This is a genomic window from Sphingobacterium sp. GW821-FHT03E03 (assembly GCF_059420745.1).
Map to the genome: position 1 here is coordinate 20,078 of NZ_JBWKUH010000036.1, position 26,344 is coordinate 46,421.

The 26,344-nt window shown below is 41.8% G+C and carries 20 protein-coding genes; 10 read left to right on the forward strand and 10 right to left on the reverse strand.

Going from position 1 to position 26,344, the window contains the following annotated elements; genetic code table 11:
• Nucleotides 1–10: 10 nt before the first annotated feature.
• From AC07UV_RS23865 to AC07UV_RS23885, 5 genes are all read left to right on the forward strand, one after another.
• Nucleotides 11–745 (forward strand): LytR/AlgR family response regulator transcription factor, encoded by a 735-nt coding sequence (locus AC07UV_RS23865; RefSeq protein WP_223580074.1) that lies wholly within the window; start codon nt 11–13, stop codon nt 743–745.
• Between the two features lie 141 nt (nt 746–886).
• Nucleotides 887–1,633: an ImuA family protein gene (locus AC07UV_RS23870; RefSeq protein ID WP_495185558.1), complete on the forward strand. Its 747-nt coding sequence runs from the start codon at nt 887–889 to the stop codon at nt 1,631–1,633.
• On the forward strand, nt 1,630–3,132 hold the full coding sequence (locus tag AC07UV_RS23875; RefSeq protein WP_495185559.1) for a Y-family DNA polymerase: 1,503 nt from the start codon (nt 1,630–1,632) through the stop codon (nt 3,130–3,132). Before AC07UV_RS23870 ends, AC07UV_RS23875 begins: the two co-directional genes overlap by 4 nt.
• Nucleotides 3,132–6,275, forward strand: a complete 3,144-nt coding sequence (locus tag AC07UV_RS23880) for an error-prone DNA polymerase (RefSeq protein WP_495185560.1) — start codon at nt 3,132–3,134, stop codon at nt 6,273–6,275. The genes AC07UV_RS23875 and AC07UV_RS23880 overlap by 1 nt, the downstream gene beginning before the upstream one ends.
• An 80-nt stretch (nt 6,276–6,355) precedes the next feature.
• Nucleotides 6,356–7,300: a hypothetical protein gene (locus AC07UV_RS23885; protein ID WP_495185561.1), complete on the forward strand. Its 945-nt coding sequence runs from the start codon at nt 6,356–6,358 to the stop codon at nt 7,298–7,300.
• On the opposite strand, the gene AC07UV_RS23890 is transcribed toward AC07UV_RS23885, so the two are convergent.
• Nucleotides 7,297–8,751 carry an MFS transporter gene (locus AC07UV_RS23890; RefSeq protein WP_495185562.1) on the reverse strand — a complete coding sequence of 485 codons (1,455 nt, stop codon included), beginning with the start codon at nt 8,749–8,751 and terminating at the stop codon, nt 7,297–7,299. The two genes, AC07UV_RS23885 and AC07UV_RS23890, sit on opposite strands and share 4 nt — an antisense overlap.
• Before the next feature lie 118 nt (nt 8,752–8,869).
• Between AC07UV_RS23890 and AC07UV_RS23895 the strand changes: the two genes are divergently transcribed.
• Nucleotides 8,870–9,208 (forward strand): winged helix-turn-helix transcriptional regulator, encoded by a 339-nt coding sequence (locus tag AC07UV_RS23895; RefSeq protein ID WP_282254850.1) that lies wholly within the window; start codon nt 8,870–8,872, stop codon nt 9,206–9,208.
• Nucleotides 9,209–9,238: 30 nt separating this feature from the next.
• On the opposite strand, the gene AC07UV_RS23900 is transcribed toward AC07UV_RS23895, so the two are convergent.
• Together AC07UV_RS23900 and AC07UV_RS23905 are read right to left on the reverse strand one after the other, a co-directional pair.
• On the reverse strand, nt 9,239–10,159 hold the full coding sequence (locus tag AC07UV_RS23900; protein WP_282254849.1) for a DMT family transporter: 921 nt from the start codon (nt 10,157–10,159) through the stop codon (nt 9,239–9,241).
• Between the two features lie 30 nt (nt 10,160–10,189).
• A complete protein-coding gene (locus AC07UV_RS23905; RefSeq protein WP_495185563.1) occupies nt 10,190–11,182 on the reverse strand; it encodes a 2-hydroxyacid dehydrogenase in 993 nt (330 codons plus the stop codon).
• A gap of 168 nt (nt 11,183–11,350) precedes the next feature.
• Between AC07UV_RS23905 and AC07UV_RS23910 the strand changes: the two genes are divergently transcribed.
• Nucleotides 11,351–12,418 (forward strand): NAD(P)H-dependent flavin oxidoreductase, encoded by a 1,068-nt coding sequence (locus AC07UV_RS23910; RefSeq protein WP_495185564.1) that lies wholly within the window; start codon nt 11,351–11,353, stop codon nt 12,416–12,418.
• Between the two features lie 156 nt (nt 12,419–12,574).
• Nucleotides 12,575–13,291, forward strand: coding sequence for an MIP family channel protein (locus tag AC07UV_RS23915; protein WP_495185565.1), 717 nt, complete (start codon nt 12,575–12,577; stop codon nt 13,289–13,291).
• A 104-nt stretch (nt 13,292–13,395) separates the two neighbouring features.
• Here AC07UV_RS23915 and AC07UV_RS23920 read toward each other — a convergent pair whose 3' ends face one another.
• The 5 genes from AC07UV_RS23920 to AC07UV_RS23940 all read right to left on the reverse strand — a co-directional run bounded on the left by AC07UV_RS23920 (nt 13,396) and on the right by AC07UV_RS23940 (nt 21,380).
• Nucleotides 13,396–13,800: a hypothetical protein gene (locus tag AC07UV_RS23920; protein WP_495185566.1), complete on the reverse strand. Its 405-nt coding sequence runs from the start codon at nt 13,798–13,800 to the stop codon at nt 13,396–13,398.
• Nucleotides 13,758–14,408, reverse strand: coding sequence for a threonine aldolase family protein (locus AC07UV_RS23925; protein ID WP_495185567.1), 651 nt, complete (start codon nt 14,406–14,408; stop codon nt 13,758–13,760). The genes AC07UV_RS23920 and AC07UV_RS23925 overlap by 43 nt, the downstream gene beginning before the upstream one ends.
• Nucleotides 14,409–14,698: 290 nt before the next feature.
• Nucleotides 14,699–16,750: a glycoside hydrolase family 16 protein gene (locus AC07UV_RS23930; RefSeq protein WP_495185568.1), complete on the reverse strand. Its 2,052-nt coding sequence runs from the start codon at nt 16,748–16,750 to the stop codon at nt 14,699–14,701.
• Nucleotides 16,751–18,301, reverse strand: a complete 1,551-nt coding sequence (locus AC07UV_RS23935) for a RagB/SusD family nutrient uptake outer membrane protein (RefSeq protein ID WP_495185569.1) — start codon at nt 18,299–18,301, stop codon at nt 16,751–16,753. It lies immediately after the preceding gene.
• A gap of 25 nt (nt 18,302–18,326) precedes the next feature.
• Nucleotides 18,327–21,380 carry a SusC/RagA family TonB-linked outer membrane protein gene (locus tag AC07UV_RS23940; protein ID WP_495185570.1) on the reverse strand — a complete coding sequence of 1,018 codons (3,054 nt, stop codon included), beginning with the start codon at nt 21,378–21,380 and terminating at the stop codon, nt 18,327–18,329.
• Between the two features lie 178 nt (nt 21,381–21,558).
• On the opposite strand from AC07UV_RS23940, the gene AC07UV_RS23945 reads away from it, so the two are divergent.
• Both AC07UV_RS23945 and AC07UV_RS23950 read left to right on the forward strand, forming a co-directional pair.
• Nucleotides 21,559–24,453 (forward strand): triple tyrosine motif-containing protein, encoded by a 2,895-nt coding sequence (locus tag AC07UV_RS23945; protein WP_495185571.1) that lies wholly within the window; start codon nt 21,559–21,561, stop codon nt 24,451–24,453.
• A gap of 89 nt (nt 24,454–24,542) precedes the next feature.
• Nucleotides 24,543–25,061 (forward strand): VOC family protein, encoded by a 519-nt coding sequence (locus AC07UV_RS23950; RefSeq protein WP_495185572.1) that lies wholly within the window; start codon nt 24,543–24,545, stop codon nt 25,059–25,061.
• 33 nt (nt 25,062–25,094) lie between these two features.
• On the opposite strand, the gene AC07UV_RS23955 is transcribed toward AC07UV_RS23950, so the two are convergent.
• Together AC07UV_RS23955 and AC07UV_RS23960 are read right to left on the reverse strand one after the other, a co-directional pair.
• Nucleotides 25,095–25,472: a ribosomal maturation YjgA family protein gene (locus AC07UV_RS23955; protein WP_408022391.1), complete on the reverse strand. Its 378-nt coding sequence runs from the start codon at nt 25,470–25,472 to the stop codon at nt 25,095–25,097.
• Between the two features lie 34 nt (nt 25,473–25,506).
• The gene (locus AC07UV_RS23960; protein ID WP_282254839.1) at nt 25,507–26,166 is read right to left on the reverse strand and encodes an Imm19 family immunity protein; all 660 of its coding nucleotides are present in this window, start codon (nt 26,164–26,166) and stop codon (nt 25,507–25,509) included.
• Nucleotides 26,167–26,344: the final 178 nt, after the last annotated feature.

Genomic DNA, 26,344 nt, shown 5'->3' on the forward strand with positions numbered 1-26,344 from the left:
AATCAATATTATGAAAGTTTATATTCTTGAAGATGAGTATAATATATACTTGTATATAAAGTCACTTTTGGATAGCATCCCTTATGTTCAAATCGTTGGTTACAGCCCTTCCATTGCACAGGCTGAGCGGGAACTACTGGCAACCAACCCCGATTTAATTTTGGCTGACATTCAGCTGAAAGATGGTTCGAGCTTATCTTTTCTCTCTGAACTTAAATTGGATATCAATACGATTTTTATTACAGCATTCAATCAATATGCCATTGAAGCTCTTAATATCGGTGCCATTGCTTATCTGTTGAAACCGTTGGTGCCCGATCAATTTATAGAGGCGATTGAAAAATGCTATAAAAAGAATACCGAATATAGATTCAATAGCATGCAGTTAAATATGGCAGAGAGCTATCTGAAGGCGCCTAATAAACCCAAAAAAATTGCCTTGCGCACTTTTGAATATACACAGATTGTGAATATTGACGATGTGCTTTATTGCCATGGCGACAAGGGATATACCACATTTTATATCAAGGACAACAAGCCTATGATGGTTTCTAAAGTATTGAAACACTTCGAAACCATGTTGCCCGAAACAGAGTTTATCCGATGTCATCAATCTTATCTGATCAACGCAAACTATATTAAAAAATATTTTAAGGATGGTCAGTTGGAGATGGCAGATGGCAAAATGATTCCTGTAGCGACGAGAAAGAAGGATGTTATTCAGCAATTTCTGAATGATTTCTAATGGAAATGTAAGTTCTTTTGGAATCGAAAAGAAGGCTTATCCTTATTTATAAATTCTGAAAAGCTAAAAAACATAGCAAATTCGTTTTAATACTAAAATTATTAGTATTAAATTTGCTTAAACTTTAAGACGGAGGTGGCTATGTTATTAACAGAAAAAAAAGCTTTAATCGGCCAATTGAAAAAGGACCTGCTGGTATGGCAGGGAGTACCACAAAAATCGGCCGATGTACTTCCGATGGGCCTTGGTCCATTGGAGGAGGCTTTCCCCAATGGAATTTTCCCAAGAGGAGTGATTCACGAATTTGTTAGTTTTGATCGGGTAGGGGGAGCTGTTTCTTGTGGTTTTATCAGTGGATTGTTGGGCAAGCTGATGTGTAATGGTGGGATTTGCATTTGGATAAGTTGCTTTCATACACTATTTCCCACGGCCCTGAAATCGTTTGGTGTTGTTCCTGAAAATGTCATTTTCGTTCGTATGGGACAGGAAAAGGATGTTTTATGGGCGATGGAAGAGGCCCTAAAATGTGAAGGGATAACTGCTGTACTGGCGGAGATACATCATTTGGACTTTGTACAGTCGCGACGCTTGCAGTTGGCCGTGGAGAAAAGTGCAGTGACGGGATTTATCCTACAGCACAACCCAAAGTTACTGGGAGCAACTGCCTGTGCAGCACGATGGAAAATTAGCTCGCTGCCGAGTCAATTGGAAGATGGACTGCCGGGAATTGGCTACCCAAGTTGGGATATAGCTTTGTTGAAAGTCCGGAACGGAAATCCGGGGCGATGGCAGATGACATGGACTGCCGGCGACTTTGTGCCTGTTGCTAAAACAAGGCAAGAGATTGAAGGTTGGGCACCATCTTATCATAACCAGGGATTGGCATGAAAAAGCGATTTGCCTCCTTGTGGTTTCGCCATCTAAAAACAGACTGGATGGCTGTTGGGCATCCCCAGCTCAGGGGAATACCTTTTGTATTGGCGATTTCTACCCATGGAAAGCTGATCGTCAGTGCCAGTAATCCTTTGGCTGAAGAGGAAGGTATATATCCAGGTTTGGCCATTGCCGATGCAAAGGCATTTTTCCCCTCCTTAAAAGTGATCAATGAACGTCCGGGATTAAAGGAAAAATTGCTCCATAGCATTGCACATTGGTGTATCAGGTATACACCTGTCGTAGCGATAGACCTGCCTGAAGGAATTATTTTGGATATCAGTGGTTGTTCCCACCTCTGGGGTGGAGAAGAATCTTATGTACAGCATATCGTTTCCAGGTTTAAGCAACATGGCTATGATGTGCAGATGTGTATTGCAGATACCGTCGGTGCTGCTTGGGCAATAGCCCGTTTCGGAAAGGAAAGCAGTATTTTAAAGGCAGATATGCACTTTGATGCCTTATTGACTTTGCCAGCCCAGGCACTTCGACTGGAAGCCGCTGTATTAGCACGATTGCATAGCCTTGGCTTGAAAACAATTGGAAGTTTTGCGGCCATGCCACGTACAGCATTGCGCCGACGTTTCGGAAATCATTTGCTTCTCCGCTTGGATCAGGCTATTGGGCATGAAGATGAATTTATCATTTCCATAAAGCCAATCTTTCCCTATGAAGAACGTTTGCCCAGTCTGGAACCGATCCGTACAGCCGAAGGTATTGAGCTCGCCCTCCAGCAGCTTTTACATGCAATCTGTAAACGCCTGATCGGGGAAGGCAAAGGTGTACGGGAGGCTGTATTGCAATGTCACCGTATTGACGGAAAAATCGAACAGATCAACATCGGAACCAATCGGGCGACAGCGCATGAACATCACTTGTTTCAGTTATTTGCCTTGAAAATCGCACAGATAGAACCTGCATTGGGTATTGAACTGTTTATCTTGGAGGTACCCAAGGTTGAAGAGGCCGATCCTGTGCAGGAGAATTTATGGGGCAATTGCATTGGACTTGATAATCCCATGGTGACCGAATTATTGGATCGTCTAAAAAGCAGAGATCCCAGCTGTGATATTTCCCGTTATTTGCCAGCAGCACATTATTGGCCTGAGCGCTCCATGAAAACTGCCAATTCAGTCCAGGAAGTAGCCACTGTTGACTGGCAAACTGAAAGACCCCAGCCCACGCGTTTGTTAAGCATACCAGAACCTATTTTGGTTACAGCACCTATTCCCGATTATCCACCATTGTTATTTCGCTATAAAGGGGAAGTCTATACCGTTAAAAAGGCGGATGGGCCGGAGCGCATTGAACGGGAATGGTGGATAGATAAAGGTGAACATCGCGATTATTATGCCGTTGAGGATGAGAAAGGCCAGCGATTTTGGCTTTATCGTTCAGGGCATTACGACGACAGTTTGCCCAATCAATGGTTTTTACATGGTTTTTTTGCATAATGATGGGTTATTGTGAATTACAGGTAACGAGCAATTTTAGTTTTCTGGAAGGAGCTTCCCATCCGGAAGAACTGATGGAACGTGCAGCACAATTTGGGTACCGCAAAATTGCGGTTACTGACCGGAATAGTTTTGCTGGTATTGTTCGCGCCCATAGTGCCGCGAAGAAGCACGGTATTACACTTATTCCAGCTTGTCGGCTGGACTTACAGGATGGTCCAAGTTTATTGGCGTATCCAACCGATAAAGAAGCTTATGGCCGGTTATCATCCTTATTGACCATAGGTAATCTGCGCGCTGAAAAAGGAAAATGTCATCTCTATCGATCGGATGTTTATCAGTATAGGGAAGGAATTCGATTTATTATCTGTCCACCCACTCGGTTAACGGCCAAATTTGAACTGGAAGCCGGTTTTCTCACTTCTGTAACGGAATATAAGCAGCAACTAGGCGTGGCCCTGTATTTGGGAGTCAAGCGGCTATACCGTGGTGATGATGCAAAGCTCTTGTTCCGTATGCAACAATTGGGCGAAAACCTTGCAATTCCCCTTGTTGCTTTGGGGGATGTCTATTATCATGTACCCGAAAGGCGGGAACTACAGGATGTTTTAACCTGCATCCGGGAGAAATGCACCATTCAGAATGCAGGATTTAAATTGTATCCCAATGCCGAACGGTATCTGAAACCTATAGCAGAGATGGAGCGCCTGTTTAGACCTTATCCTGAAGCCATCGCACGGACAATGGAAATAGCAGCAGCATGCAGCTTCTCCTTAGATGATTTAAAATATGTTTATCCAGATGAACTGTCTTCTAATGGGCGTACCGCGCAGGAAGAATTGGTCTATTTGACATGGAAAGGAGCGAAAGATAGGTTTGGTGATCAGATCCCTGATGCTATCCGGGATACCATCCAGATGGAACTTGATTTTATCGAGCGTAAGGGCTATGCTTCTTATTTTCTGACCGTCTATGATTATGTGCGTTTTGCAAAAGAAAGGGGTATTTTATGTCAAGGACGTGGTTCGGCCGCCAATTCTACCATTTGTTACTGTCTGGGCATTACCTCAGTCAATCCTGCTGAATTCAGGTTGCTCTTTGCACGGTTTATGTCGGATGCGCGGGATGAACCACCCGATATCGATGTCGATTTTGAACATGAACGCCGCGAAGAGGTGATTCAGTACATCTATGAGAAATATGGTCGCAACCGCGCGGCTATTGTGGCGACGGTGACGCAGGTACGTGCTAAAGGGGCTGTACGTGATGTAGGGAAAGCAATGGGACTATCCATGGATACTGTCGGCCGTCTGGCCGGCGTGGTCAGCAGTCATTGGGACGATTATATTGATCTGGAGCGCTTGAAGGAACAAGGCTTTAATTCCGACGATCCGCATTTGCGTAAGGTACTCGAATTGACGCATCAGTATATTGGGTTTCCAAGGCAGCTGGGGCAACATACCGGTGGTTTTGTTATTACACAGGGTAATCTGCACGAGCTCTGTCCCTTGGTAAATGCCCGCATGGATAACCGAACCAACCTGGAGTGGAACAAAGATGATCTGGAGGCACTGGGTTTCCTCAAAGTAGATGTACTGGCATTGGGGATGCTGACCTGTATCCGGAAGGCTTTTGATCTTGCCAAAAGTCATTATGGGCTGGATCTGACGTTGGCCAAGATTGGTGAAGTTGAAGATCCAAAGGTATATGATATGATCTGTCATGCCGATACCCTGGGAGTATTTCAGATTGAGAGCCGGGCGCAGATGTCCATGTTGCCACGACTAAAGCCCAGGGAATTTTATGATCTGGTTATCGAGGTAGCTATTGTACGTCCGGGGCCGATACAGGGGGGTATGGTGCATCCGTACCTGCGACGGCGAAATAAAGAAGAGGCTGTGGACTATCCTAAAGAAGAAATTAGGGCGATTTTGGAAAAAACACTGGGTGTTCCGCTGTTTCAGGAGCAGGCCATGGAGATTGCGATCGTTGCGGCCGGATTCACACCTGCCGAGGCAGATGAACTGCGCCGTAGTATGGCGACCTTTAAAGCAAAAGGGCAGGTGTCGGTGTTTAAGCAAAAGATGATAGACGGTATGGTGAAGAAAGATTATACCGTAGAGTTTGCTGAACGGGTTTTTCGGCAGCTGGAAGGATTCGGGAGTTACGGCTTTCCGGAAAGCCATGCGGCTTCTTTTGCGCTTTTGGTTTATGTTTCATCATGGATCAAATGCCATTATCCCGATATTTTTGCAGCATCCTTGCTCAATAGTCAGCCTATGGGATTCTATCAGCCTGCGCAGATCGTTATTGATGCGGAGCGACATGGGGTGAAAATTCTACCCATCGATATCAACCATTCCTTTTGGGATAATACCCTGGAAGGTGAAATGGGGCACCCGCATGCGCTGCGCTTGGGCTTACGTCAGATCAAGGGATTTTCGGAAGAAGAAGCACTATTGCTGACCTCGGCGCGCCAACATGGATATTCGGCGATCACAACGATGATGGAAGTTGGGCTGTCCCTGTCTGGACTGGAAAGGTTGGCTGAGGCGGATGCTTTCCGTTCACTGGGCATCGATCGCCGGAGGGCATTGTGGGAAATCACTGCTTTAGGAGATCGTCCCATTGGATTATTTGAAGGGAAACCTTCACCACAAAGCATAGAAGGGCAGATTGAGCTACCTTTGTTGCGCCCCAGCCAACATGTCGTAGCGGATTATGCAAGAACCGGGTTGTCCATCAAAGCGCATCCCGTAAGTTTCCTACGTGACAAATTGGATCTTCTGCATATTGTACCAACTGAAAAATTAAACCTGATCAAAAATAATATGCCCGTAAAGGTATGTGGATTGATTACAGTGCGGCAGCGGCCTGGAACATCCAAAGGCGTGCTATTTGTGACCATTGAAGATGATACTGGATTTGCAAACGTGGTTATCTGGAGTAAAGTATTCGAAAAATACCGAAAGGAGATCCTTCGAGCTAAATTGTTTATGGTTGCAGGAAAAGTACAGGTAGAGGGAGAGGTGATCCATATCATTGCTGAACGCTGTTTTGATATGTCGGGTTTATTAAAAAATCTGGCAGAAGAGGATGAGCAGGTGAATGATGTTTTTTATAAAGGAAGAAATTTTCATTGATCTTCCATTTATTAATCTCATTTTTGAATATCGTAAAGAACATAGCATAACAGGAATCAACTGAAAGAAGATACAACCAGATGAACAAAACTATTCTCGTCAACAAGATCGAAATTGATAAAGAAATAATTATAGATTTAATTAAACAAGGCAATTACGATGGCGCAATTAAACTAATCGCCAATCGCGCAAATGTAAAATTGAAAACGGCCCGCGATATTGTCCAAATGTTTGAGGAAGGTGATATTGATCTTTTCGATGGTAAAGACCTATTTTTAGTTGATTACGACGAAGTGTCTAATAGCCAAGCTATAAACAGAGGAGAACCTGAGCCATCTTCTTTTTTGGAAATAGAAAAAAGCAACCGCTCAGGGAGTAAAAAAGGCTTAATAATAGGCTTATCTGTACTTGTGATAGGTTTTGTTTTTTTACGTTATGTTGTTGGTTTTAACCATATCGGACATCATTTGTCTGAACTAGCTCAGGTATTTGGGAAAAATGATGGGGGCGCGGCTGCATTGGATGCTGATACAGCAGCGCGGGGATCTTCCTTAGAACCCGGTATCACCCGTGTAGCTGATGTGGAGGACTTTCGTCCTGTAGATACCAATCTTCTTGCTCCTGAATTCAAATCGGCTGAGATGGCAAAGATTAAAAATGCTCAATTTGATAAACTTACTCCTGCAAAGAAGTCTCCTACGTATGAAGATGCACAATTGGCATTAATCTACCTCACGAACAAGCGATTGACAGATGTTATTATTCAACAGAAGTTAAACATCAAAATTGGCCAATGTTATGAAAATCCCAAGAAAGAGGGAAACCAATACTGTGTAAGCTGCATGATATTACTCTATAACCGCGAGAAGAAAGATTGGCAGGAAGCACCCGATGGAGAGAATTTCCTGGACAACGCCTATGATTTCTATCTTCCTGAAGGTGGGGATACATGGGAAGCAAAGTCCCTCAGTATGCACATACCGTATGATTACGCATTATTCAAAAAATACGAAGGGAAAGATTAATTTAATACCTCACAATCATGATTCTGCTGGGCGGTGATACCATTGCCTTTCTTTTTCCCAATTGTTGGGAGGTAGGAAATACAACAGGCAACCAAGATGAGTAATAGAATTGATACTGTAGTCGCATAACCATAAGCAGCAGTAATATTATTCAGCTGGAAGAAGGTGTTTCCCTTTTCATGTAGGAAAAGTCCGACAACAAAAGCAATACCGAGGCAGATAGACAGCTGTTGTATCGTGAGGTAGATGGCGGATCCTACACCAATGAATTCCTTGTTGACATCTTTTAATGCGAGTGTCATCAAGGAGGGGAGTACACTACCACATCCAAGCCCATAAATGAAAAAGAGCAGATGAAGCTGATCAGTCGCGATAGTCTCTTTGTTGAGAACGAGCAGATGAAAGAACAGACCTATAACCATTGTGCCCAATCCGGCCAGTATCACTGCTTTCCCATAACGTTGAATCAACTTGTTGACCATAAGGCTTGCAACGACATACCCAATACCCTGGTAAACGAAAGCGACACCAGTCATGGTAGCTGTGTAGCTCTTGTGATTCTGTAGATAATTGGAATTAATAATAAAATAGGCATCCTGAACCATGTAATAGGCTAGTGCAGCTACCAACCCAAGGTTGAAGACCTTGCTGTGGAAGAGTGAGAAGTTAAAAAGCGCCTGTTGTCCGGTTTGGTATAGCCTCCTCTGCTTTTTCAGGAACAGCAATGTTAAGATAAGCGCGGTCCCCAACAGTAGGATACACCAGATCGGCCAATGCAGTTCAGGTCCCATGATCAAGGGGTATATCATGCCTATCATGAGTATAAATAAAGTCAGCATAGGTATAAATGAGATTGTGGATTTGGGGTTTGCCTGATCACTGGGGACATAACGATAAGCGGCAATACAGGCAAGGATACCAATGGGGATATTAATTAAGAAAATAAGACGCCAGCTTTCCGGTATCCAGGATTGATCCGGAAGTAGGCCACCGAGGAGCTGACCAATGACAGAGGCAACACCTGCAATACTGCCATATATTCCCAATGCCATTGATCGTTTTGTCGCATCTTCAAAAAGTAAGGTAATTAATGCGATGCCCTGTGGTACCATCATACCTGAACTAATTCCCTGGAGCAGCCTGCCGAGTAATAAGAAATAGATATTGGTTGACAGTCCACATAAGAGCGACGCAAAAGTAAAACCGGCCATCCCCAGTAGGTATAATTTCTTTTTGCCAAAATAATCTCCGGCATTGCCTGCATTGATCAGCAGGCTAGCATACCCAATGATATATAGGATAATGATCCATTGTGTCGCACTATTACTCAGATTCAAGGCATGCTGTATGGTCGGTAAAGAAACATTGATAATGAATAGATCTATGACAAACAAAAAGATGCCAATGGATAGGATAGAAATATGAAGCAAATCTTTAATTTGGAAGTGCATATAGAAAGTTTTTGATAATTTTATAGTCAAAAGTAGTTTGGAAATTTTTTATGATCAAGTAGTTATAAATTATGTACTTGGTATGGTTTTATGAACTAATGGTCATTATGAGGTGATTATGAACGAAAAAAAAAGTGAGTTTTTTGGAAGTTGTTGCGATGTCAATGGTATTTTCAAGATTATAGGCGGAAAATGGAAGGTTTTACTGATCAAAGCCATCGCAAGAGAATGTCCTAAGCGGTTTGGTGAGCTGCGTAGGGAAATGGATGATATGGCACAGACAACATTGACGGTACAATTACGTGAACTGGAGCGCGATGGTATCCTGTGCCGACAGATTTATGCGGAATCACCACCACGGGTAGAATATAAACTCAGCGATTTAGGAAAAACATTATTACCGATTATTGAGCAGCTCGATGAATGGTGGTTAAGCTATAAAAGTGAGCGTGTATAGGAGGATTTGGAAATGCATCCTGGTAGTTGCCTACACAGTATGCATTTCTTCTTTTTTCGATGTTCCCAATAAAACAATAGTCAGGATAATACATGCAGTACCCATCCAGTCGGTATAGGCAAAAGGTGTGTTAAGCCATAATACCGCCAGTAATGCCGCTGATAAAGGTTCTGCGGAAGCGAGAAGGCTGGTTTTTTGACCGCCAATTAATTTCACTGCTGTGAGGTAGGCGTAAAAAGGGATGAGGGTTCCAAAAATAACGATAAACGAAGTATAGGTATAGGTCTGCATATCCCAAACACCTGCAACATCCCAGGGAGCTCTGACAAAACAAAATGCAATTCCACCGATGAGCATACCCCAGCCAATGACAACTGTTGATTTATACTTATTGAGGAGATGAACAGGTTGTAAGGTATAAAAGGCCAGTGTTACTGCCGAAACTAATCCAAAGAACAGTGCAATTCCAGAGATCGACAATGTTCCTATTTTACCATGGGTGACCAGCAAAAACGTACCTAATACGGCCAGTAAAATTGCCAGGCATGTTTTGCCATTGGGAAATTTCCGCTCTTTTAACGCAATATAGATCGCGATCATAACCGGACCAGTGTATTGCATCACCGTTGCTGTAGCAGCATTGGAATAGTTAATCGCAGCAAAATAGGAATATTGAACAGCAAGTACACCGACAATACTAAATAAGAGCAGGTCAATGGCATCTTTGCGGTTGCTCCAGATAGACCATAAGTCCCGGCGGTTATTTGCTCCTGCTAAAATTAGGAGGACAGCACCTGTTACCAACATTCTAATGGTAATCAGCCATTCGACATTTACGCCTCGTTGTTGAAAAAGAAATTGACCAAAAGTTCCGGAAACGCCCCAAAGTATGGCTGCGCTAACAGCCAATAAAAAGCCTTTCAAAACTTTATTGTTCTCTGTATTATTCATGTTAAAAATTAATGATCTTTGGATGTACTGCTATAAGATCACCTCATTGTCGGTCGTGCCCGTGGTCAATATTTCAGCAATACTTTTTAATGTGCGTTGAGAAATTTGGGTTAGTGCTTCCGTTGTGAAAAAGGCCTGATGTGCTGTAACTAAGACATTTGGAAAACTCATCAACAACTGAATGGTGTCATCTTCTATAATAACGGTGGAGAGATCTTTAAAAAATAGTTTCTCTTCCTGTTCATAAACATCAATTCCTAACAATCCTATTTTTCGCTCTTTCAATGCGCTAATGGCATCATTGGTATGAATAAGATTACCGCGACTCGTATTGATAATGGTAACCCCATCCTTCATTTTTGCTAGCGATTCTTTATTGATGAGGTAATGGTTGTCTGGTGTAAGGGGGCAATGCAAGGAGATGATATCGGAGTCCCTAAATAATTGATCAAGAGTTGTATACTGAACACCGGCTGCGATCAGATCCTGATCAGGATACAGATCATACGCGATGACCTCCGCTCCAAATCCGAGGGCAATTCGGATAAACGCTTTACCGATTTTCCCTGTTCCGATAACACCAATCTTCTTTTGATGGATATTGAAGCCCAATAAGCCGTTTAAGGCAAAGTTTTGCTCACGGACGCGATTATAGGCTTTATGTGTTTTTCGGTTGAGTGTCAGTAGCATAGCCATCGTGTGTTCAGCAACAGCTTCAGGAGAATATGCGGGTACACGACAGACTTGGATACCAAATTCTTTCGCCGCATCCAAATCTACATTATTGAAACCTGCACATCGCAAGGCGATTAATTTTACGCCTTTTTGAGCAAGGATTTCTATCACCTTGCGGTCCAACTTGTCATTGACAAAAACACAAACAACCTCTTCATTGTCAATTGCATTGACAATATGAGGTCCGAGATGGGTTTCATAAAAATTGAATTGAAAACCGTAGGTTTCGTTTTCCCGTTCAATAAATATTTTATCGTATGGTTTGGTTGAAAAGAAAGCTATTTTCATAAAATTGTATTTCCTAAGTAAATATACAGTATTAATTTTTTATCCCGTTTAAAGTTTGTCGAATAAATGCGGTGGATGCTTGCAAAATGCCCAATAAAAGCGGTAAATTAGTTTAAAATCACAATCAAGTTACCCGATTTAACTTTTGGTGATAAAAACCACTTTATCATGAACTGGTCAACTCAAATTACACAGCTATTAGGCACAAAATATCCGATCGTACAGGCGCCTATGTTTGGTGTTACAACCCCCGAAATGGTCGCAGCAGCTTCGGGAATTGGCGCTTTAGGTACATTGGCCCTTGGAGATTTGTCCTACGAAAAATGCATGGATGCCATTGCTGCAACGAAAAAACTAACTACACAGCCTTTTGCAGTCAATATTTTTGTCAATAGCATGCCTGAGGTCTCAGAAAGTCTGAGATCCCACTATGACGAGGTGAGTTCCTTTGTAGCAGCATTAGCTCATCAGCATGGACTAGTGGTTGTGCTGCCAAAGTTTGAGGAAATTCATTTGACGGATTATCGAGAACAAGTAGCTGCCATTATAGCAAGCCAGTGCAAAATCGTCAGTTTTATTTTTGGCAATCTAGACGATGAGAGCATAGGTCTTTTAAAGGGAAATAAGATTGTCCTGATCGGTACCTGCACATCCGTTGAGGAGGCCCTGATATTGGAAAAGTCAGGTGTTGATATTATTTGTGTACAGGGGCTAGAGGCTGGTGGCCATCGCGGAAGCTTCAATGATATCTCTATCCCACAGATTGGCGGACTGGCATTGTTGTCGCAAGTACATGATCACGTGAATAAACCCTTGATCTATGCAGGCGGGATATACAATGCCAATACCTTACTTGCGGCGAGACAACTGGGAGCTGCTGGCTTTCAGGTCGGGAGTTTATTGCTTAAATCCAGGGAAAGTGCGCTGTTGGGTTTTGAAAAACAGCGTCTAAGTAAGGTGAAGGAATCAGATATTGTATTGACCAGGAGTTTTTCGGGACGATTTACTCGGGCGATTAAGAACACTTTTATTGAGACCTTGGACGGGAGCGATTATATTTTACCTTATCCCTATCAAAATAAATTGACGAATACGTTGAGACAGGCTGCTAAAGCCAATAAAAATATAGATTTTGTTGGTATTTGGCTAGGGCAATCTATTCATTTCTATCGGGATGATGCGACGGGGGATATACTCAAGGCGCTGATCCAGGAAGTTGAAGCGCTGGTAGGTTGAAATGAAATAGCGAGGCAATATCGAATATAACTAGAAATATAGGATTGCTTTGATTTACGGAGGATGTAGATATTGTTCTACAATAATTTATTCGTTATTCTTGTTTTATATAAAAAATGATTAAATTAGAGTTAACTAAGTTATAAACAGATTCATATGGAAATTAAAACATCTTCAAAGTTTGTTGCCGAACTAATTGGAACATTTGGTTTGGTACTGTTTGGTTGTGGTGCGGCCGCTATTGCTGGAGCCAATACCATGGGGGGACTTTCAGGGCTAGGCCTCTTGGGTATTGCTGTAGCGTTTGGTCTTTCGGTAGTGGTTTTTGCCTACGCCATTGGAGGGATTTCGGGCTGTCATATTAACCCAGCGGTGACAGTAGGCGTGCTACTGGCCGGAAAAATGTCCGCTAAGGACGCGATTGTCTATATCATTGCGCAGTTTATCGGTGCACTTTTGGGTGCCTTTGTATTACAACAGATTTTGAGCGGACAATTAGCCGGCTTTTCGGCAGGAGAGTGGGCTTACGGGTCCAATGGATGGGGGAAAGGTTATCAAAATGAATATGGTCAAACTTCAGCCTTCCTAATCGAAGCAGTTTTAACTTTTCTCTTTCTTTTCGTCATATTGGCTGCAACCTCAAAGGTAGGTAATGGTACTATGGCAGGCTTAGCAATCGGATTTACATTGCTTTTGATCCACTTGGTGGCGATCCCAGTGACGGGTACTTCGGTTAATCCTGCGCGTTCATTCGGACCTGCGATCCTTGCTGGAGGCAATGCATTATCGCAATTGTGGTTATTTATCGTCGCGCCATTAGTTGGTGCAGCTGCCGCAGCTGGTGTATGGAGAGCACTGGAACCTAAAGATTAATTTTTTGTTATAAAACTGAAGCGCGCAAGGATTCCATTATTTCCTTGCGCGCTTTTTTTGCTTATATAGAGTAGTTATCGCTCAGCAAATAATCGTCTTTTCCTTTAGGCTTCCTGCAAATCCCGAATAAAAGCTTCAACTTTTTCCCCATCAGTCGCCCAAGAGGTGATGAGTCGAATCGCGGTATGCTCAGCATCGATATTTTTCCAGTTATAGAATTGGTAATGCTGGCTCAATCGTTCAATGACCTTCTTTGGAAGAATAGGGAATAACTGATTTGTGGTGGATTCTGTTAGAAAAGTATAGCCCTTTTCACGAACTGCTGACGCAATACGCATGGCTAGAGCATTTGCCTGCCGAGCCAGATCGAAATAGAGATCATCTTTAAATAGTTCTAGAAACTGAATTGAAAGAACACGGCCTTTGGCCAACATAGCACCTTTTTGTTTGATTGCATAGTCAAAATCTATAGCCAATTCAGGTTTATTAAAGATAATGGCTTCTCCCAAAAGCGCTCCATTTTTGGTGCCACGATATAAAAGACATCGGTATATGCGAGTGTCAAATCACTATTTTCAGCGGTAAGTGCATGTCCCAGCCTGGCACCATCGAGATACAGTAGCAAATGATGGGATTGACAGAATTGAAAGAGTGCCTTGAGTTCATCACGCGTGTAAATTGTGCCAATTTCTGTTGAATTGGAGATATAGACTATACGTGGTTTTACGACATGGGGAGCCAAAGCATAGGCCTCCAGAACGTTGGCAATATCTTCAGGCCTTAATTTCCCATCTGCAGTTTCGGTTGTGATAACTTTGTGCCCGGTGGCTTCGATTGCACCTGTTTCATTTGCTGCAATATGTCCCGTTTTTGCACTTATAACAGCCTCATGGACACGCAACAAGAACGATATGGCCAATAAATTTGTTTGCGTTCCTCCAGATACGAAATAGATACCTGCATCTGGGTTGTTTAATTTTTCTTTTAAAATTGCTTTTGCCTGTTGTGCATATTCATCCTCTCCATATCCGGATTGCTGCACAAGATTGGTCTCAATAAGTTTATCTAAAATACGGGGGTGGGCCCCTTCCGAATAGTCGTTTTTAAAGTTGTACATAGTAAGTGTTTTAGCTCGGGTGTCTTTCTAATTAACCAATGGCTGTTGCAGTTTTTCCAATCTTTCATACCAAAACGATGAACAGAGAAAACTCAATTGCCGCTCGCATTTTCAAAAGTATAAATACGTTCTTACTTTTTCCTGCTTTTGAACAAAAAAACATGTTCGGGATCATTGATTACTTCGTCTTTTGCTAAATCTGCAATGAAGCAATCCTAAAAAGTAAAAACCGCTTGTCAAGCAATAATGACAAGCGGTTTTGTTTTAAAATGGGAATATCGAATGAACTTTTAATTTAGTAAATCATAGACACGTACATAGTCAACTTCAAAAGTAACAGGGAATATGCTGTCATCGACGCCTTCCTTGCCACCCCAGTTGCCACCCACGGCCAAATTGATGAGCCAATGGAAGTTTTGGTCAAAGGGCCATTCTTTAAAACTCTTGTGCTCATTGTCAACATGAAAGATTTCATGGTCATCCACAAAACCTTTGATGTAGGAGGGGGTCCAGTCAACCCGATAGTTGTGAAACTCATCGGAAACTCCTGTAACCTGTCTTTTACTTGTTTTTTGTATATTTATACCATGATTGTAAGCTTTGGTATGCGTCGAAATATGAACGACATCTTGATCGTAGCCAACATGTTCGAGAATATCTATTTCACCTGAGTTGGGCCATCCTCCATATTTCCAATCGGTCGGAAGCATCCAGATAGCAGGCCAGGTGCCACGACCCTTAGGTAGTTTGGCTCGGGCCTCAAATCGGCCGTACGTGAAATCCCCTTTGTTTTTGCTGACCAATCGAGCTGAGGTATAGGATTTGCCGTCTTTACTTTCTCGCTTTGCCGTAATCTTCAGTAGGCCATCTTGCACCCTGGAATTTGCTAATGAAGCGTCCATATAGTATTGCAGTTCGTTGTTTCCCCAGCCATCATACAAAGATCCAATATCATAGGACCATTTGCTGTTATCTGGTAACCCTGTATAATTGAATTCATCTGACCAGTTTGGTGTTGAAGAAAACTGATAAGTGACCGCATTGGATTTATGGGTATTCTTTGTCACATAGAATGGGATATTTGCTGTGGCTACATTGTTGTTACCATCACCCGAGTAGACAAATAGACGGTAGGCGCCCTCCTGTTCGGGGGCAGTTAGAAATCCTTTTTTATCCGAACTGTTTTTAATATAACCTGATAGGGCTTTAGGCCTTTCTTCACGGTCACCACCTTCTTTGAGGTCTGTACTCTCGTGCAGGAGCTCCCAGCGGGTCTGCAATTGATCGCCATCGGGATCCCGAACAAATACTTCAATCGGATATTTCTTACCTGATTCAAGATAGATAAAATCTTTTGCCTGCCTGTTGTCCAACAAAAAGGATTCCAGCTGCGGTGCCCGATTGTTAGGCCATTTGCCCGACCACAGATAGTGCATTACATCAACGACTTCATTTTCTTCGCCGGATTCAGTAAACAAACCATACCAGGTAGGGGTACGTTCTTGCTTCTGTCCCCATAGAAAGACATAGGAACCTAGACAGTTTTTGTCCTGACCGATGGATGCTTCGTATCTGCTTTTGTAAACAGTAGCTTTCTCGTGGCTAGTTTCTTCAATAGATGCGCCCCAAGGTGTTTGTAGGCCTTCCCAGTGCCCTGTAGGGCCCCATTCTGTTACGATGTAGGGTTTATCCCAACCTACTTTTTTTAATTCTTGCGGGACAGCTGCCAGACCCCCATATACCTGAATGGCAATCAGATCCAGTGCTGGACATTTTGCTTTGATATAATCAATCTCCTTTTGATTTATACCCGCAAGCATGGTTGTTACCAAGTGATTGGGATCTAATTCATAGATCATTTTTGCAATATCATTGACGGCATCCCAGACTTTGGGATTGCTGTAATGAAGGTTGAGCTCATTACCGATGCCCCAGGCCAATAAGGCTGGATGATCTTTGTATTTCAGGATAACTGTGCGAAGGTATTCTTTCTGTTTGGCAACTGCCGTTTGATCGTTATAATCGAAGCCATGTCGTTCTGTTTTCACATCCAGCCCTAAGGTGACCGTAAGCTCCAACTGCTGTGCTTTATTTAGGATTTCATCTGCGCCTTGTGGACTCCAAGTACGTATGGAGTTGCCTCCATACGCTTTTAATTGTTCCATATTGCTTGTTCCGCCCGCTCCCTTGATAAAGTAGGGTTTTCCATCACGCATGATTGTAAAGCCGTTACCGGTTTTTGCGACTGCTGTTTTTATGACTTTCCCTTTCTGTCCCCATACGATAGGAACGAAGAGAAGGTTTAGCAATAATAATGTTATTAATCTTCCTGCTGTCTTCATTTATCTAAAGTTAGGATTTGCATCTATTTGGGTCTGAGGTATAGGGAGAAACTCGCTTACACCGGGAATGAATTTTGAACCAAAGACATCTTTTGCATGCCCCGTACGAACCAAGTCATTGAAACGTTCGCCCCACCATTCACAGGCAAATTCAGCCCGACGTTCGTCAAGGATCTGATTTAAGGTGACATTGGCAATTGGTGTTAGTTTTGCGCGTTCGCGAATCAGGCGAAAAGGTTCGTCCCCATTTTGTCCCTTTCTGACCTTTGCTTCCGCATTTAATAAAAGCACATCTGCATAACGTAATATACGAACATTATTATTCGCACCATATTCCATTCGACCAGCCGTCATCTGCGATTTCGGCAAATAGGCTTTACCGTTGAAGTATTTAACACCAAAAGGATTGCCATAGACCACATCACCACTTGATGTTGTAGCGGTTGTAGCTGGATTGCCATTGATTCCACAATATTGGATCGTCGTTTTTAAACGTTCAGTTTCACCTCTATTTGTTAAGAAATCGACGATATTCTGTGAGGGTGGAACCCAGCCTGCACCGGAAATAGGACTCCCTTTCTGATCACCTGAAGGACCTTGCCATTTGAAGAAAGTCCCCCAGTCAACACCTGGTCGAACAATATCACCCGTGCCTAATCCAAAATCGGAATATTGTAATTCAAAGATAGACTCATTGGCTAGCTTGCCAGGAATTTTAAAAAGCTCGTAATAGTTAGGGTATAAAGAAAACCGACCACTGGCTATAATTTTGTTGGTGGCATCAAGCACTTCATTCCAATGCGTGCTTGCATTGTCATTTCCTGCCAGATCTGCTGCTGCTTTTGCTTTTAACAGGAGGGCGGTGTATTTTGTCACAGCACCAAGGTGTTTAGACTGATTTGGACGTGCATCTTCAAGATCCTCCGAGCAGGCATTCATTTCATCAATGATAAATTGTCGGACTTCCGCCGCTGTGCTTTTATTTATAGTAGCTAATCGGCCGATATTATCGCTGTCAATTAGAATAGGTACATTGCCAAACAATCGTGAGGCCATGAGATGGGCATATGCTCTGAGAAAGCGAACTTCCGCTTTGTATTGTTTATTCAGCTTTAAATCTGCTGTATTGGAGGCTGGAATTTTAGCCGCAAAATTATCCAGTTCGATCAGTGCGTTGTTTGCTGCAATGACAAGGCTGTAATAGCTAATCCAAGACTGATTTAGGCCCCAATAGGATTGAATTGTAACATCATTCTGAAAATTTTTGATACCCATTAACTCGGGATTATCATTTGGGTTTGGTGCAGCTTGCTGATAGTCATCATCGCGCATACAGCGAATGGAGAGGTCAATCCAATGCACCAGATTATCATCCGAAGCCGAACGGTATACACCAGAAACCGGACCATACATCAAAGCTGTATTGCTATAATCTATTTCTTCGGAGCGCTGCTGGTTTTCTAAGGGTTTGTCCAAAAACTTACTACAGCTGGTTATGGTAAAAGAGAGGCCTAAGCAGCTTGCAATCAGAATATATTTTAAAGTTTTCATACAGTTTAAATTAAAAGGTTAACAGTTAGAACGATACTTTGACACCTAGACTATAAGACGAAGCAACTGGATAGACGTTGGCATCAAATCCCATCCCAGCTATTTCTGGCGTAAAACCATTGTATTTAGTGAATATAAAAGGGCGGTCCGCTGTCGCGAAAACACGTACAGGTATTTTATTTAGCTCGAAATTATAGCCCAATTGTATATTCTGTATTCGTAGGTAGGCACCACTCTCGACAAAAAACGAGCTAGCTTGCAGATTCCATGGAGCTACAGATCCTTTTGCAGAAGGGTGGGTGTTGCTGCTACCTTCTCCGGTCCAGAGATTTTCGATGAAAGCGGCATCTGCATTCATCTGATTGTATTTTCGACGCATTGCACGATTAAGATTATGGATTTTGTTGCCCGCTACACCTTGAAAGGCGATGCTTAAATCGAATTTCTTATAATCAAATGCTAGGTTAAATCCGTAGGCGATAGTTGGAAGATAGTTTCCAAGGTTGACGCGGTCTTTTTCATCAAGCTCACCATTGTTGTTCTGATCTTTGTATTGAAGATACCCCGGTAAAATCGGTGTATTTGGATTTTGTTGGTTATATCTTTTCGCAATGGGATCCGCATCAATCTGCGCTTGATTTTGGTAGACACCTGCAACTTCATAACCGTAATAGAAGTTGATGGGTTGATTGAGCTCAATCCTCGCTGGAAATTCTGCTGACCATTCGGGATAACCATTCATGATATTCTCCAGTCCACCGAGGTTCTTTACTCGGTTTTTTAATGTGGTCAGGTTCCCACCGATCGCATAGCCGAAGTCACCAACCTTGTCTTTCCATTGCAATCCAATCTCCCAGCCACTGTTCGTTACGCTGCCCCAATTGCCGTAGACACGATCCCAAGAAAAGGGGATAGGCCTGCTAAAAGCGAGATCGTTTGTTGCACGGTGATAGTAGTCTACTGTACCTGTTAAGCGATTGTTCAACAAAGCGAAATCTAGACCACCATCCCATTCTTCAACAACTTCCCAGCGGATCTGGGTGAAAAACCGACCGACACGATATCCGGGCACACGTGTTCCATTTGTTGCACCTTCACTGCCGAATATTCCCGAATAGTTATTGCCCGAATACACTGTCGCGTACCCAGCATTGGGTTGAATACCGTCGTTACCCAATTTACCCCAGCTTCCACGGAGCTTCAATTGATTGAAGAGTTTTTGGTTTTCCATAAACTTTTCACGGGTCAATACCCAACCCAAACCTATCGAGGGGAAATAACCCCATTTTGTCTGATATTTTGAGCTTCCATCTGCACGGAATGTTGCGGTCAATAGATACTTGTTGTCATAGTCATAGGTGCCTCTCGTGAAGTAGGATATACCTGCATTTCTTGACCCTCTCTCACCGTAACCAGTAGCCGAACCAGTACCTTGGGCATCTACACCTACATACCAAAATTCTTCGGACGCAGGTACATCATTAGCTTGAACCCAGGTCTCACGCCAGCGTTCTTCGCGCGAAGACTGGCCTAGTAGAATAGACCAGTGATGTTTGTCGGCCTGATCTTTATAGGTTAAGAGGTTATCTAAGATATAATTGGTGTTACGTGCTTGCGCTGATCGTAAAAAAGAGCGGTCATTGCGTTGGTCATTATCAATATAATAAACAGGATTATAGTTTATGTTGTGGGTAGATTGATACCGCTGGCTAAGCTGTGATCGAAAAGTGATTTTGTCTTTCCATAGTGCTGCTTCTAAATAAATTGTCGGCAGGATCTGAAAACCTTTTGTTTGATTTGTATTATAGAAAGCAGTTGCAATCGGATTATTATACCAAAATCCAGACTGCATGCCAATAGCGGTACTGGATCCAAATTTTTCAGGTTTGGCGAGTTCAAGTGACGGATCATAGACCGGATAGAGTGGGGAAGCGAAATAAGCTTGTCTGAAAGCAGCATTATTGGGCGAGTAGGTTTTGAAATTATTAAAATGTGCACTAAAACCAGCCTTCAACCAATCTGTTACTTTGGCATCTGCCTGCATACGAATATTGTATTTTTGATTCATATTGCTGGCGTCCATGATACCATCCTGTTTGACGTAATTAAGTCCCATAGCATAGGTGATTTTTTCACTGCCACCCATCAGGTCCAAATTATGGTTGGTGATCAGTGCTTTGGAGCGTAGGAGTTCTTTGAACCAGTCCGTATTCATTGCTGGATTACTCTCTGTGCCACCAAACTTTTGCACGGAGCTTTTTACAAAGGTATCGTTACCTATGGCAGTTGCATAAGCGGCATATTGCTGTGCATTAGCCATTTTTAATACATTTGTTGGTGTCTGGAAACCTGCGAAACCATTATAAGTAATTTTTGATTTCATGTTTAAGCTTCCTTTTTTTGTAGTCACCAGAATGACACCATTTGCGGCACGAACCCCATAGATTGCTGCTCCAGAAGCATCCTTTAAAATGGAAATGTCGGCTATATCATTTGGATTGAGGAAGTCAATATTATCCATGAACATCCCATCCACAACATATAGGGGACTTTCATTATTAAAAGAGCCTACACCACGGACACGGACGGATGGCGTTGATCCTGGTGCGCCGGAACTGACGACCTGCACGCCGGTGACAGCACCCTGTAGGGCATCCATTGGGTTGGCCACAGTCCGTTTGACCATTTCTCCCATATCTACTTTTCCAATAGGAGCTGTTAGGTCTCCTTTTCGTTGTGTACCATAGCCGACAACAACTACTTCGTCCAGATTGAAGTCACCTTTGGGTTTGAGCTGAATATTTAAGAGATTCCCATTTATAGAAACGGTTTGTGTTTCATACCCCAAAGAGGAGATCACCAAATTGGTCGAATTTTGCGGAATTGAAAGACTAAAATCCCCGTTCTCGTTGCTGCTGGTACCGATCTTGGAATTGCCCTGCAAAAAGACGCTCGCCACAATAGGATTTCCCGCTTGGTTGGTGATCCTTCCACTGATGGTTTTGTTCTGTGCCATGACTGTATTTGTCAAGCAAGAGAACAGTGCAACACTGGCAATAATACTGATATTATTTCTCATGTGTAATGAATTAAAATTTAGGAATTGTTTATAATTATCAAGTATCAAAATTAGTCTTACAAATGGGATTGATGAATTTTAGAGATACTACAACACTACGTCATGTTGTGTTTTTCGGCTAAAATTCAATATATTTGGGCTACGTCAAGTTTACGTCAGCCAATTGAAGGGAATTATTATGAAGTGTTTTGTCATCCTATTTTTTATGCTACTTTCTGTTTTTTCAAATCGGCTGATAGGACAGGATTTGCTTGGCTTACCACTGGTGTATAATTATAGCAAATCGATATATCAGGGTGGGAGCCGAACTTGGGATATCAAACAGGATAGCCATGGGATTATGTATTTTGGCAATAGTGAAGGGTTATTGACATTTGATGGACGATATTGGAAAACATTCTCCTTGCCCAACCATACCAATATCCGCTCCATATGGATTGATGCTAATGATCGTATATATGTGGGTGGTCAAGGGGACTTTGGCTATTTTGAACGCTCTTCACAATCGGGATTGACCTACAGGTCATTGAAAGAGTTAATTCCTCCAAAATATCGAAACTTTGCGGATATCTGGAATACTGTTGGGTTAGGACAATCAGTTTTTTTTCGAGGAACTGATGTTATATTTGAGTTAAAAGGGCAAAAGATCCAGGTGCACCCTGCTGCTGTGGAATGGTATTTTATGGGACAATCGGGGGGAATATTATATGCACAGGATCGGAAGAATGGTTTATTAGAATTCCGCGATAATAAATGGACTCCTTATATCACAGACTTACCCTTTAAAGATGTTAAGATTGCTACTATAATGCCTTTTGGCAAGGATCGTATATTATTATCCACTTTAAATAATGAAAATTATGCCCTGCAAGGAAGAAAAATGACGCGATTGAATAAGCAGGATAACGATGGTAGCTATACCCCATCCTTGGCACAGATCGACGAGTTAACATTTGTTGTGGGTAATGCAAAAGAAGGTTGTCACATACGTGATATTGCCGGAAATACAATACAGCGGATCGGCGTCAGGGAAGGTTTGCAAAATAAGAACGTCACCACCGTTTTCGTTGATAAGCAAAAGAATATATGGATCGGTACTGATAATGTAATTTCGGTCATAAGCTATGGAAGCGCTATTCGCTACCTGAGGCCAAATATGGACAATGATGTTACCGGATATTCCTCTGTTATCTTTGATAATACACTTTATCTTTCTTCATCCAATGGAGTATATTATGCCAATATAAAAAGTGATCTAATAGATCAAAGCCGTTCGCCGGCCGTGTTTTCACTGCTTCAGGGGAGTGATGCTGGAGAAGCCTGGCGCTTAGAACAACTCAATGGCCACGTGTTACTGGGGCACAATAAGGGTTTGTTTCAGATCACGGATCATTCCATCAAACCACTAACACAGGGTATAGGGACATGGAAATTGCTTCCATTAAATATGGTATATCCTATTGAAGAGAGTTTAGTTGGTACCTATCAGGGCTTGGAGCTATTGCATTTTCATAACGGTGTTTTCTCATCCAAAGGCCTGCTCAATGGACCATCTGATTCTTTTCGCTTTCTTGAACAGGATGAAAATGGAACAATATGGGCTTCACATCCTTACAGAGGAATATACCGCATAATACTTTCAAAAGATAAGAAGTCTTATCAGGCTGAGCTGTATACACAAAAGAATGGATTACCCGCGGATTATCAAAATTATGTGTTTAGAATAAAAAATCAAGTGGTATTTGCAACGGAAAAAGGGCTTTATAATTATGATTATAATAGCAAGCGATTTGTGCCAAGCAAACAGTTTGCTGCTTTTAAGGATCTGACCATCCGCTATCTAAAGGATGACCAAGATGGTAATATCTGGTTTTGTACAAAGAAAACAGTTGGCCTTGGACAGTTTGACGCCAAAAAGGGAACCTATCATTTGGTTAATTTTCCAGAAATAGAAGGGATGAGCACCTCCGGTTTTGAGCATATCTATAGTTTCGATAAAAATAATATCTATGTAGGCGCAGAAAAAGGAGTGCTTCATATCAATTATGACAAATACCTGAAACAAAGCTTTAAACCGGTCGCTATGCTCTCGCAAGTCATCGCAACAGGGAAGGGTGATAGTCTTATTTTTGCTGGTTTTTTTTCAAATATGTCAAAACTAAAAGAAGCGTCTGGAAAGGATAGTATCTTGCAGTTGCCGGCTGTTTTCAATTCTTTCCGATTTAGCTTCTCTTCACCAAGTTATGGCATACATCAACATCTTGAGTTTAGCTATAAATTGTCGGGGTATGATGAGAATTGGTCTTCTTGGACACAGCAGTCCGAAAAGTCGTATACCAACTTGCAGGACGGCCAGTATACGTTCTTAGTTAAGGTTCGGAACAACCTAAATCAAGAGTCCAATGTAGCGGAATACAGTTTTGTCGTTTTGCCACCTTGGTATAAAACCTTATGGGCAAAAATTGGCTATTTTCTACTCGCTACACTTGGTGTATTGGGTCTGATTCGTCTGCGAAAAATTGAACAGCACAAACAGCAGCTAAAACATGAAAAACAATTGGAGCAATTGCGTTACATCCATCAGCTGGAAATTGAAAAAAATGAAAAAGAAATTGTGAAGCTGAACAATGAGAAGTTGGCAGATGAGGTCATCACCAAAACAAAAGAATTGGCGAGTACTAGTATGCAGCTGCTGGAAAATTCGGGAGCATTGATCAAAGTAAGGGATGAATTGGCTAAGCTGGATACGGGTGACGATGAAGATTCCAATCTAAAGCGCATTAATAACCTATTAAAAGATATTGAAAAAAACAGCGCTAACTGGAATCAATTTGCCAGCCATTTTGATGAGCTTAACGATGGTTTTTTGAATAAGTTAAAGGAAAAACATCCGGGATTATCCCGCAATGATCTTAAAGTATGTGCTTATTTGAAACTTCATTTTACATCCAAACAAATTGCGCAATTACAGAATATTACAGTCAGAGGAGTTGAAATCCACCGCTATAGATTACGAAAAAAATTACAGGTCGAAACGGAGCTGTCATTAAATGATTATCTGAATACGATTTGAGAAAATTATACCTGTAAAATAAAACGCCGATAACTTACTTATATAAGGCTTAATCACTACATTCGTTAAGGACAACAAACGATCAAAATATGAAAAGATTCTTTTTTATTGTCAGTATATTATCGGCGTTTTGCATGGGCTATGCTTTTAACGCAGTGAAGAATGATACGATAGAACCTCCAATGAAAAGGGTGACAGGGATTGGTGGAATCTTTTTTAAGTGTAAAGACCCTAAAAAAATGCGGGCTTGGTATGCTACTCATCTCGGGCTGAATACAAATGAATATGGTGCAGTATTTGAATGGTACCAGGGAGAGGACAGTACCAAGAAAGGTTTTTCTCAATGGAGCCCTTTTAACGAGAAAACCAGCTATTTTCAACCATCCGAAAAAGATTTCATGATCAACTATCGTGTCGAAAACCTCGAATATTTAGTTGCTGAATTGAAAAAAGAAGGAGTAAATGTACTGGATGAAATAGAAATATTTGATTATGGAAAATTCGTTCATATCATGGATATTGAAGGGAATAAAATCGAACTATGGCAACCCAATGATGTGGTGTATGAAAATCTTGGAAAAAGTATGGGAGCGAAAACGACAAAGTAAAAAATACTCCCTAATAAGCGATTGGAATCTTTTCTATCTTGTCTTGGATCGGTGAAAAGATCGATCTAAGAGAAAAGCGATAGCAGATCCAGCGATGTAGGCTATTAGGTCAGACCAGAGAAAGCCTTGGCCAAATAGCAGTCGTAATAGCGGATGGCTTCTGAGGCTGATTAATAGTGGATGTTGTACCAACTGTAAAAACTCAATTGCAAAGCAAAATACCAGTGAACTTACAAAGCAAAAGTTGAGGGATCGCTGAAAAAAAATAAACCTACATAACCAGTAGATCATCACAGCATATAAACCATCGCCCACAGATAAAGGGATTCCTGTAATTTTCCGCGATAATAATCCGAAGACTATTGTTGCGCACATTAAAACCAGGTAGTAGACTCTCTTTAATGTTATCATCGTGATTATGCTTATCAAATAAAGTTGGTAGAGGTTAGTCTTTGTGGACAAACTGTTCCAATATTTTATTCAGTTCGATGATGTCATCTTTATCGCTCGGATATTGATTTATATTTCTGACACTGTGATTTTGATCATTGGTTAGGCCTAGTGCATTTTGCTGTACAAAACCGTTTGTCATAACTAACCCGTTTGTGATACAGCTTGCGATATATGAAGCATGATCTGCAAGAATTGGAATAATTTTCAAGTGTTTTGCTATCAATGATCTGGTTTCTTGTGCCTGTGCTGCCGGAATGCCGAGCATCGGTAGAAGTAACAAAAATACAAACGGATACTTCACAAAAGATTTCAATTCTTCTAAGGTCAGAAACCAGGCTTCAAAATGGCCGCCTAGATTACCGATATAGTTATCATTGAGAAAGAAAACGATTGCATTTGAACGGAATTGGATATAAATGGACAATTCCTCTGTCAGGTCTTCAGCGATATATCGAAGTACTTCATCATCTGTATTAGGAGGGAAGAAAAGTTGTTCCCAATTGGCTAAATCCTCCGCATCAATTTTTAGAACATCCAGTGCTTCATCAATATTTAATTCGTTTTCAGTATCATAACCACGGAACCAGCATAAATAATAATACCAAAAGATTACGTTTCTCTCAAGCTCCTTTATTGAAATGCGTTTATCCATATTATACCATTAGATTAATGGCTAAATATAAAAAGAAGTTTATAGAGAACGACGATACAGGGCAAAAAAGCTCTTAATAAAAGGAGACTAGTAGAGTATATTTGCTGAAGTGGATTTTCGTTGTGGCTGTTCTTTAACGATTTTTGACAGTTATTTTAATGACTATTTTATATTTTGG

Coding starts and splice junctions, on each gene's coding strand:
- AC07UV_RS23865 (WP_223580074.1), top strand. CDS start 11: ATGAAAGTTTATATTCTTGAAGATGAGTATAATATATACTTGTATATA.
- AC07UV_RS23870 (WP_495185558.1), top strand. CDS start 887: ATGTTATTAACAGAAAAAAAAGCTTTAATCGGCCAATTGAAAAAGGAC.
- AC07UV_RS23875 (WP_495185559.1), top strand. CDS start 1,630: ATGAAAAAGCGATTTGCCTCCTTGTGGTTTCGCCATCTAAAAACAGAC.
- AC07UV_RS23880 (WP_495185560.1), top strand. CDS start 3,132: ATGATGGGTTATTGTGAATTACAGGTAACGAGCAATTTTAGTTTTCTG.
- AC07UV_RS23885 (WP_495185561.1), top strand. CDS start 6,356: ATGAACAAAACTATTCTCGTCAACAAGATCGAAATTGATAAAGAAATA.
- AC07UV_RS23890 (WP_495185562.1), bottom strand. CDS start 8,751: ATGCACTTCCAAATTAAAGATTTGCTTCATATTTCTATCCTATCCATT.
- AC07UV_RS23895 (WP_282254850.1), top strand. CDS start 8,870: ATGAACGAAAAAAAAAGTGAGTTTTTTGGAAGTTGTTGCGATGTCAAT.
- AC07UV_RS23900 (WP_282254849.1), bottom strand. CDS start 10,159: ATGAATAATACAGAGAACAATAAAGTTTTGAAAGGCTTTTTATTGGCT.
- AC07UV_RS23905 (WP_495185563.1), bottom strand. CDS start 11,182: ATGAAAATAGCTTTCTTTTCAACCAAACCATACGATAAAATATTTATT.
- AC07UV_RS23910 (WP_495185564.1), top strand. CDS start 11,351: ATGAACTGGTCAACTCAAATTACACAGCTATTAGGCACAAAATATCCG.
- AC07UV_RS23915 (WP_495185565.1), top strand. CDS start 12,575: ATGGAAATTAAAACATCTTCAAAGTTTGTTGCCGAACTAATTGGAACA.
- AC07UV_RS23925 (WP_495185567.1), bottom strand. CDS start 14,408: ATGTACAACTTTAAAAACGACTATTCGGAAGGGGCCCACCCCCGTATT.
- AC07UV_RS23930 (WP_495185568.1), bottom strand. CDS start 16,750: ATGAAGACAGCAGGAAGATTAATAACATTATTATTGCTAAACCTTCTC.
- AC07UV_RS23935 (WP_495185569.1), bottom strand. CDS start 18,301: ATGAAAACTTTAAAATATATTCTGATTGCAAGCTGCTTAGGCCTCTCT.
- AC07UV_RS23940 (WP_495185570.1), bottom strand. CDS start 21,380: ATGAGAAATAATATCAGTATTATTGCCAGTGTTGCACTGTTCTCTTGC.
- AC07UV_RS23945 (WP_495185571.1), top strand. CDS start 21,559: ATGAAGTGTTTTGTCATCCTATTTTTTATGCTACTTTCTGTTTTTTCA.
- AC07UV_RS23950 (WP_495185572.1), top strand. CDS start 24,543: ATGAAAAGATTCTTTTTTATTGTCAGTATATTATCGGCGTTTTGCATG.
- AC07UV_RS23955 (WP_408022391.1), bottom strand. CDS start 25,472: ATGATAACATTAAAGAGAGTCTACTACCTGGTTTTAATGTGCGCAACA.
- AC07UV_RS23960 (WP_282254839.1), bottom strand. CDS start 26,166: ATGGATAAACGCATTTCAATAAAGGAGCTTGAGAGAAACGTAATCTTT.